Origin of the sequence: Sphingomonas yabuuchiae, from assembly GCF_001477495.1 — a bacterium.
In the GTDB taxonomy this organism is placed as follows: Bacteria; Pseudomonadota; Alphaproteobacteria; order Sphingomonadales; family Sphingomonadaceae; genus Sphingomonas; species Sphingomonas yabuuchiae_A.
This window is the reverse complement of sequence record NZ_LDTF01000126.1, coordinates 1-863: the sequence shown is the minus strand read 5'-3', so window position 1 is coordinate 863 and position 863 is coordinate 1. Positions and strand designations below refer to the sequence as shown.

Genomic DNA, 863 nt, shown 5'->3' with positions numbered 1-863 from the left:
CGGCTGCTGGGCGAGGGCAAGGGCCATGTGCTCGACCTGTGCGCCGCGCCGGGGGGCAAGACGCTTCAGCTTGCCGCCGCCGGCTGGACCGTCACCGCGATCGACCAATCCGAGTCGCGCCTCGCCCGTCTGAGCGAAAATCTGGAGCGCACCAACCAGTCCGCCGAGATCGTCACCGCCGACCTGCGTGAATGGAGCCCGAAGACGCCGGTCGACGCGATCCTGGTCGACGCGCCGTGCAGCGCCAGCGGCATCTTCCGCCGCCACCCGGACGTCCTCTACCGCGTCCGCCCCGCGATCATCGCCGAGATGGCGGAGTTGCAGCGGGTGATCCTGACGCGCGCCGCCGACTGGCTGAAGCCCGGCGGGACTTTGGTCTATGCCACCTGCTCGCTGGAGCCTGAAGAGGGCGAGCGCCAGATCGAAGCCTTCCTGGCCGAGCGCCCCGATTATGCGCTGTTGCCGATCACCGGCGAATGGCCGGGGATCACCGAAAAGGGCACGATCCGCACCCTGCCGACGATGCTCGCGAAAGAAGGGCGGCTCGACGGGTTCTTCATCGCGCGGCTGCAACGCAAAGGCTGACTTGGGCGCGATATGACGTTAAGGACAAATGCCATGCTCCCGGTCCGTATCGCACCCTCCATCCTGTCCGCCGATTTCGCCCGTTTGGGGGAAGAAGTCCGCGCCATCGACGCCGCGGGCGCCGACTGGATTCATATCGATGTGATGGACGGGCATTTCGTGCCCAACATCACCATCGGCCCGGCGGTGGTGAAGGCGCTGCGCCCGCACACGACCAAGCCGTTCGACGTGCATCTGATGATCTCGCCGATCGACGCCTATCTGGACGCCTTTGCCGA

2 protein-coding genes are annotated in these 863 nt (G+C 66.6%); both read left to right on the top strand.

The window, feature by feature from the left end:
• Positions 1–585: RsmB/NOP family class I SAM-dependent RNA methyltransferase (locus NS355_RS17440; protein ID WP_153008277.1), on the top strand; the 585-nt coding region annotated here is incomplete at its 5' end.
• A gap of 33 nt (positions 586–618) precedes the next feature.
• A partial coding sequence (locus NS355_RS17435) for a ribulose-phosphate 3-epimerase (RefSeq protein WP_430727022.1) occupies positions 619–863 on the top strand: 245 nt, incomplete at its 3' end.